This window comes from Frankia sp. CeD (assembly GCF_000732115.1).
GTDB classification, from domain to species: domain Bacteria; phylum Actinomycetota; class Actinomycetes; order Frankiales; family Frankiaceae; genus Frankia; species Frankia casuarinae.
This window is the reverse complement of record NZ_JPGU01000076.1, coordinates 1-7,694: the sequence shown is the minus strand read 5'-3', so window position 1 is coordinate 7,694 and position 7,694 is coordinate 1. Positions and strand designations below refer to the sequence as shown.

Annotated in this window: 7 protein-coding genes and 1 pseudogene; 6 read left to right on the top strand and 2 right to left on the bottom strand. The window is 72.7% G+C overall.

Annotation, left to right across the window (positions count from 1 at the left end; all coding sequences use genetic code 11):
- Positions 1–610 precede the first annotated feature (610 nt).
- Both CED_RS20560 and CED_RS20555 read left to right on the top strand, forming a co-directional pair.
- A complete protein-coding gene (locus CED_RS20560; protein WP_035913452.1) occupies positions 611–3,361 on the top strand; it encodes a Tn3 family transposase in 2,751 nt (916 codons plus the stop codon).
- On the top strand, positions 3,358–3,675 hold the full coding sequence (locus CED_RS20555) for a hypothetical protein (RefSeq protein WP_011436758.1): 318 nt from the start codon (positions 3,358–3,360) through the stop codon (positions 3,673–3,675). Before CED_RS20560 ends, CED_RS20555 begins: the two co-directional genes overlap by 4 nt.
- Before the next feature lie 32 nt (positions 3,676–3,707).
- Here the strand turns inward: CED_RS20555 and CED_RS20550 are convergent, their stop codons facing one another.
- Positions 3,708–4,658: a site-specific DNA-methyltransferase gene (locus CED_RS20550; RefSeq protein WP_035733520.1), complete on the bottom strand. Its 951-nt coding sequence runs from the start codon at positions 4,656–4,658 to the stop codon at positions 3,708–3,710.
- On the opposite strand from CED_RS20550, the gene CED_RS24045 reads away from it, so the two are divergent.
- The 3 genes from CED_RS24045 (at position 4,657) to CED_RS20535 (ending at position 6,634) form a co-directional block, all read left to right on the top strand.
- The gene (locus tag CED_RS24045) at positions 4,657–4,950 is read left to right on the top strand and encodes a hypothetical protein (protein WP_023840315.1); all 294 of its coding nucleotides are present in this window, start codon (positions 4,657–4,659) and stop codon (positions 4,948–4,950) included. The genes CED_RS20550 and CED_RS24045 overlap by 2 nt on opposite strands.
- 29 nt (positions 4,951–4,979) lie before the next feature.
- A complete protein-coding gene (locus CED_RS20540; RefSeq protein ID WP_051868973.1) occupies positions 4,980–5,948 on the top strand; it encodes a tyrosine-type recombinase/integrase in 969 nt (322 codons plus the stop codon).
- A gap of 74 nt (positions 5,949–6,022) precedes the next feature.
- Positions 6,023–6,634, top strand: coding sequence for a hypothetical protein (locus tag CED_RS20535; RefSeq protein ID WP_011436755.1), 612 nt, complete (start codon positions 6,023–6,025; stop codon positions 6,632–6,634).
- Here CED_RS20535 and CED_RS20530 read toward each other — a convergent pair.
- A complete protein-coding gene (locus CED_RS20530; RefSeq protein ID WP_235187222.1) occupies positions 6,619–7,095 on the bottom strand; it encodes an NUDIX domain-containing protein in 477 nt (158 codons plus the stop codon). The genes CED_RS20535 and CED_RS20530 overlap by 16 nt on opposite strands.
- Positions 7,096–7,250: 155 nt before the next feature.
- Here CED_RS20530 and CED_RS23150 point away from each other — a divergent pair.
- Positions 7,251–7,694: pseudogene (locus tag CED_RS23150) on the top strand (transposase); the annotation flags it as partial.

The window sequence follows — 7,694 nt, the reverse complement described above, 5'->3', positions numbered from 1 at the left end:
CCCCACCCACCCCACCGGCTGTCACAGAACGTCATCGGTGGCGTTTCCGCCGGCGCCGGAACCCACCCTCACACGCGCTACTCACAGCGACGAAACAGCAGCCGGGCCCGGATCCTCACACCACCACCGGCCCCAGCCCCCCGCACCCCGTCTCACACCGTCTACCTGCACAAACAGACTTTGCGGGTCACCCTGGACGTAGAGGCCGGCCGCGACACTCTTGGCCGCCATTGGGTCACCCGCGCCGGGCTGTCGAGTGCCTTCCGCGACCAGAATGGATCGACAACGACAACGCCGGCGAGCAGCCACCGGCTCGCCGTTCTTGAGCAAAGCGGCCAGACCGGACGCATCATCGTCATCAACACGACCGAGTTTCCCGGCCGCGTCGTGCACGACACCGCTACACACGGAGCTCTTCGAGAGCGTATTGCCCGGCCGGACGCGGCGAAGATCATACGGCGGGCTTTCCCTCCCCCGGAGAGGACACCCCCTGGACAGGATGGCAGGCGTCGGCCGCAGCCTCCCCCGGAGACGGGGAACTCACCGCGGCCCCACCGATAACGGTTAGGGCGGTTCGGTCGCTGGCGGTCGCCGGGTCGATGATCTGTGTGTGCCGGTGGAGTTCCTGACGGATGAGCAGGTTGCGGCGTACGGGCGGTTCGATGGTGAACCTGTGCGGGCTGAGTTGGAGCGGTTCTTCTTTCTGGATGACGCCGACCGGGAGCTCGTCGTCCGGCGCCGGGGCGAGCACTCGCGTCTGGGGTTCGCCGTTCAGCTGGGCACGGTGCGGTTCCTTGGGACGTTCCTGAGCGATCCGCTGGAGGTGCCGTGGGTGGTGGTGGACTATCTCGCGGGCCAGCTGGACGTTGCGGACTCGTCGGTGGTGAAGCGGTACACCGAGCGGCTGCCGACGCAGCATGAGCATGCTCGGGAGATCCGGTCGGTCTACGGCTACCGGGACTTCGCCGACCCGCAGGCAGCCACGGAGCTGCGGGCGTTCCTGGCGAGCCGGGCGTGGACGCAGGCAGAGGGTCCGGTGGCGCTGTTCGGTCAGGCCACGGCGTGGCTGCGCCGTAGCCGGGTGCTGTTGCCAGGGGTGAGTGTTCTGGCCCGTCTGGTGGTCTCCGTGCGCAGCGAGGCCACCGACCGGGTGCACCAGGAGCTCGCCGTCGCGGCTGAGCAGGCCGATCCGCAGTTGGCCGGACGGCTGCGCAGTCTCCTCGAGGTGGCGCCGGGTGCCCGGGTAAGCGAGCTGGAGCGGCTGCGGCGGGGGNCGACGCGGNCGNCGGGGNCGGGNTTGGNGCGGGNGCTGTCACGGGCCGGCGAGGTCATCGTGGTGGGCGCCGGCGCGGCGGATGTGTCGGGGGTGCCAGCGAACCGGCTGGCGACGCTGGCCCGCTACGGCCTGGCGGCCAAGGCGCCGCTGCTACGCGAGCTCGCCGAGCCGCGGCGTACCGCGACCCTGCTGGCGACGGTGCGCGGTCTGGAAGCGGCGGCGGTCGACGACGCCCTGGACCTGTTCGACGTGCTGATGGCCACCCGGCTGCTCAACCCGGCGCGTCGCGCCGCGCAGCAGGAACGCCTCGCCGTCCTGCCGAAGCTGGAGAAGGCGTCGGTCACCCTCGCCGGCGCGGCGTCCGCGCTGCTGGGCCTGCTGGCCGGCACGGCCGGCGAGGCGCTCGACGTCGCCGCAGCCTGGGCGGTCGTGGAGCAGGTCGCGCCGCGGGAACGGGTGCTGGAGGCCGCCGCTCTGGTCGAGGAGCTGGTGCCCGGCGACGCCGGCCTGGAGACGGTGATGCGCGCCGAGCTGGCCCGCCGTTACGGCACGGTCCGCCCTTTTCTCCTCCTGCTCGCCGAGGCGCTGCCGCTGGCAGCGACCGGCGACGGCCAGCCGGTCCTCGACGCGGTCCGGCTACTGCCGAACCTGGTCGGCCGTCGCCGGATCCGCCCGGACGAGGTCGACATCGATCTGGTGCCGCCGGTGTGGCGGCGCGCGGTGCTGGCCAACCCGACGTTGCCGGCTGGCACGGTCGACCGCGACGGCTACGTGCTGTGCGTGCTGGAGCAGCTGCATCGGGCGCTGCGCCGGCGCGACGTGTTCGCCGTGCGTTCGCAGCGATGGTCTGACCCGCGGGCCCGGCTGCTCGCCGGCGAGGGATGGGATCGGGTCCGCGGCGAGGTGCTCGCCGGTCTCGGCCTGGCCGCCCCGGTCGAGACCCACCTGCGTGAGCTCGCCGGCTCGTTGGACGCCGCGTGGCGCCAGACCGTCGACCGGCTCGCCGAGGCCGGACCGGACAGCCCGGTGCGGGTCGAGCCGGCGGCCGACGGGCGGATGCGCCTGGCCGTGAGCCGGCTGGAGGCGCTCGGGGAACCGGACAGCCTGGTCGCGCTGCGGGCGACAACCGCGGCGATGCTGCCCCGTGTCGACCTGCCCGATCTGCTGCTGGAGGTGCACGCCTGGACCGGGTTCCTCGGCGCCTACACCCATCTGGGCGGGTCGGGCAGCCGGATGGAGAACCTGCACATCTCCCTCGCAGCGCTGCTGGTCGCCGAGGCATGCAACGTCGGGCTGACCCCGGTGACCAAGCCGAGCGAGCCGGCGCTGAGCCGCGACCGGCTCTCCCACGTCGACCAGAACTACCTGCGCGCCGACACCCACGCCGCGGCGAACGCGGCTCTGATCACCGCCCAGGCACAGATCGGGCTCGCCCAGGCATGGGGCGGGGGGCTGGTCGCCTCCGTCGACAGACTGCGGTTCGTCGTCCCGGTCCGCACGATCAACGCAGGACCCAGCCCCCGCTACTTCGGGCTCAAACGCGGCGTGACCTGGCTGAACGCGGTCAACGACCAGGTCGCAGGGATCGGCGCGGTCGTCGTGCCCGGCACTGTCCGTGACTCGCTCTACATCCTGGACACGCTGCTCACCCTCGACGCCGGGCCGAAGCCGGAGATGGTCGCGACCGACACCGCCAGCTACTCCGACATCGTCTTCGGCCTGTTCCGCCTGCTCGGCTACCGGTTCTCCCCGCGGATCGCGGACCTGTCCGACCAGCGACTGTGGCGTGCCACCCTGCCCGGCGACGCCGAGGGCGACTACGGGCCGCTGAACGCCATTGCCCGGCACCGGGTCAACCTCGCCCGCGTCGGTGTCGTGCTGTGGAACACCCGCTACCTCGACGCCGCCCTCACCGCACTGCGCACCGCAGGCCACGACGTGCACGACCTCGACGTCGCCCGGCTGTCCCCGCTGGCCGACCGGCACATCAACATGCTCGGCCGCTACGCCTTCGCCGCCCCGCCCACCGGCACGGGTCTGCGCCCTCTGCGTGACCCGGGCGAGAACGATCAGGAGGAGTCATGACCGAGGATGGCGACCGGCCAGCGGGGCAGGACACGGCGGTGCCTCGGATTGGCCGCCCGACCGGGCGCACACGAACCTTCCACGGCCCGGTGCGGGTCGAGATCGCCCACGAAGGCTCCGCCACCCAGGTCGTCAGCTTCTACGGCAGCGAGGAGTCCGACCTGCTGCACGCCGCCGGCGACTGGATGAACGACCATCTCTACGCGGTGATCCTCGGCTTCGGCTTCGCGGACCTGCGCTATGACGACGACGGCGACAAGCTACCGCCGCAGCTGCGGCTGACGATGACGGTCGACATGTCCTACTACCGCTGATCAACGGCGCCGATCGAGCCGCGTGGGCCTGGTCAGGAGGCCGGCTGGTCGATACCGGGCAGCGGCCGCTCCAGCAGCCGGGTACGGAGCGCGAGGCGGTGATAGTCGGGGTTGAGATCGATCCCGACGTAGCGGCGGCCGAGCTGCAGCGCGACCATGCCGGTGGTCGCCGACCCGGAGAACGGGTCGAGCACGACCCCGCCGGGCGGGCAGCCGGTCAGGATCGCCCGCCGCGGGATCTCGGGCGGGAACACGGCGAAGTGCGCGCCGGGGAAGTTGGCGACCGGGATCTGCCAGACGTCGCCCGGATTACGGCCGGCTTGGTGGGCGGCGAAGTCGCGGTCGGCGGCCGTCACCGACGACTNGGGGTTGCGGCCCCGCCGGCCGGGCACACCCTGCTTCCTGCGCTGGGCCCACTCAGCACCGCCGGTCGGGTCGACCGGTGTCTCCCGGACGGGGTCGAGGTCGAAGTGGTAGCGCGCCGAGCGGGTCAGCAGGAACAGCGTCTCGGTACGCGAGGCGAACCGGTCGGTCACCGACTCCGGCATCGCGTTCGTCTTGGCCCACACGATCGCGTTGCGGACCGTCCAGCCGGCGTCCTGCAACGCGAACGCGACCCTCCAGGGGATACCGAGCAGGCTCTTGTAGGGCGCGGCCGCGGTGGTGTTCCGCCGCGGCGGAATCAGCTCGGCCCGGTCGGCGCGGCGTGTCAGGCCCACCGACGGGCCGCCGTTGGCCTTGCCCGCGTAGCTGTCGCCCAGGTTCAGCCAGCACGTCCCGTCCGGGTGCAGCACCCGGCGAACCTCCGTGAACACCTCGGCGAGCCGGGCGACGTAGGCCGCGGGCGTGGGCTCCAGGCCGATCTGGCCGGGCTCGCCGTAGTCACGCAACCCGAAGTACGGCGGCGAGGTCACCACACAGTGCACCGAGGCGTCCGGCAGACCCCGCAGGACCTGCGCCGCCTGGCCGACCGGAGAACCCATGACCACCGACGTCGCTCCGCCCGCGACCACCGAGGAGCTCATCGCCTGGCTCCGCGCCGAGGCCACCCGCCAGCCCGAGGCTGCCGGCCGGTTCCTGGACCGGGCCGCCGAACTCGAGACCGCCGAGCGCTGCGTCGATCCCTGGTGCGACCACCCCGTGGACGACCACGGCCGGTACGGCTGCGTCATCGCACGCTGCCGGTGCCACGTCGCCGGCCCGGCCACCACCGAGGACGACATCGTGGTGGGACCGCGAACCGACTACGACCCGGACCATCAGCCGCACGCCTGAACCGCCGCTACCCCGAGAGGACGTGGTCGGTGACGACCAGCGCCACCGCACCACCCACCGGCCGCGGCCGGCGCGGCGGCGAACGCCCGCCCGACCGGTACGCCGAGCTGTTCGCCGCCTACCGCGCCGAGCTCGACCACGTCCGGCTCGCCGAGCACTCCCGGCGCGCCTACGCCTCCCGGGTCGCCGGGTTCCTGCGCTGGCTCGACACCGACGGCGCCGCCGCGGACCCCACCGGCGCCGACCCGCTGTCCGACGCGCACGCCCGCGACTTCGCCGTCCGCGACTACCGGGCCCACCTGCTCACGGTCGCGAAGAAGCGGCCCGCGACCATCAACGCGCACCTGACCGCGCTCGACCACTTCTTCACCTGGCGCCACCTCGGCCGCGCCGTCGTCGACCGCGCCGACCTTCCCGAGCAGGCCCCTCGCGCCCTGACCGACGACGAGGCCCGCCGCGTGCTGCGCGCCGCCGAACGGCTGCCCTNGCTACGCGACCGCACGATCATCGAGCTGCTCTACAACACCGGCGTGCGCTGCGCCGAGCTCGTCGCCCTCGACCTCGACGACGTGCCCGTCACCGCCCGCACCGGAGCCGTCCACGTCCGGGCCGGCAAGGGCCGCGACGGCGGCAAGCCGCGCACCATCCCGGCCAACCCCCGGGCCCGCCGGGCGCTGACCGACTGGAAACCCGCCCGGGCCGCCTGGCCGAACGCCGAGGCCGACCCGGCGCTGTTCCTCAACCGCTACGGCCGCCGCCTGTCGACCCGCACCGTCGACCAGGTCGTCGCCGACCTCGGCCGCTCCGTCGGGATCGACGACCTGACCCCGCACGTCCTGCGGCACACCTTCGCGACCGCCATGCTCCGCCGCGGCGCCGACCTCGNCCTGGTCGCCGAGCTCCTCGGCCACGCGCGCACTGACACCACGCGCGTTTACACCAAGCCCACCGAGGCCGACCGCCTGCGCGCCGTCGAACTCCTGCCCGGCGACTCGTGAGCCCCGGACGGCGCTAAGCGTTCAATCCTGCGCGGTTCTTCCTCGACCCCCGGATCCCGTTACACGCGGCGAGCGTGCTGACCCCGACGGGCGCGGTGTGCCTGCTCGGCGGGCGAGGCAGCGGCAAGACAACCGCCCTGCTCCACCTGCTGACCGGCGTCGCCGGGCCGGTGGCACTGGTCGCGAACTCGCTGGCGTTCCTCAACCCCGCCGGCCCGGTCCAGGTCCACGCCCTACCGACCACGATCGGGCTGCGCGCGCCCACGATCGCCCTGTTCCCCGCCCTCCGCGACCTCACCCGTGCCACCGGCACCCTCGCCGACGAGGAGAACCGTACCTACCTGCCCGCCGCCACGGTCGCAGCGGCGTTCACGGTGGCACGCGCCGCCGGCGGGCCGGTCACAGCGTTCATCGACATGGCGTTCCGCGAGGCGAGACCAGCGGTCTGGCGGAGGCTGGACACCCGGCAGGGCACCACGGCTCTGACCGCCGCGCGTCTCCCCGACGGTCTCCTCGACGATCCCCACGAACACGCACGCCTCACCGCGGACCACGCGCGGGGGCATCGTCGACGACTACGTGAGTGCGCGAAGTCGGTCGCAGCCGCCCGCTGCGAGTCGGGAACGGACACCCCGACAGTGCTCGGCCGCGGGGTCACGGACCTGGTCGCTCAGGCGGCGCGGTGACCGATGCCGTGGCGTAGCCGATGGTCCAGCTCCCACAGAGCGGTGCGGTTGGAATCCCACTGCACGACCTTCACCGCGTCGTCGAGGCCGAACCAGCCGAACTCGGTGTGCTCGTCCGACAACGTCACCTCGGCGTCCTCCGCACGGACACCGAACGCGTACTCCGGGATCACCAGCACGTCCGGCCCCCAGGTGAACTCCCCGGTGACGTAGACGACGGGGATCGTGGCCCGCGCGTCCAACACGATGAACTCACGTTCGCCGACCAGNCCGNCCNCCTCGGCGNTTNCCCGCCGGGCTGCCTGCGCCGGGGACTCACCCGCCTCACCACCACCGGCGACACCCTGCCAATAGGCGGCATCAGCACGCCGGAACAAGGCGTACTCCGTGCCCTGCCCGGTCTGCCGGTAGGGCAGGACCAGAACCTGAAACGCCGCACGGCCACCCACAGTGTCGGTCACCACACCATCGTAGGACGGCGCCCTCGGCCGACCACCGAAGCCACGGCTGACCAGGAACCGCGCCCGCAACGCGACACGTGACCAGCCAACACAAGATCATCCGCGTTTGCACCTGGTGACAGGTTTCTTACCGGCACCCGGTCTACGTCTCCGTCGGCCGCCGCTGCGCCGGCCTCGTCAACCTCTACTGCGTCGCCCACCTTCGCCGCTACTTCCNGCGGGCGAGGCTGTCGAACCCGGTCCAGCTGGAGTACTGGGAGAAGGCCTGGCTCGACCGGTTCCGCGCGCTCTACACAGCCCACCGGGAACTGGCCACGGCGTGGGCGCGAGCGCGCGACACCCCCGGCCCCGACGCCGACACCCGGCTGGCCGAGGCCTACACCGCCTGGGACGGCGCGATCGAGGCGATCGACACCGCCCGCCGCGAGCAGCAGGCCTCCCCAGGGCTACAGCCCGCGGCGAAGGACGCCCTCGCCACCCTCGAACGCGAGTGGGACGGGGTCGTCGCGCACCGCGACTACCCCATGGTAGATCTTGACAACAACGCCGCGGAGCGCGCCCCGCGCCGCCCGGTCGTGACCCGCAAGAACGCCTACGGC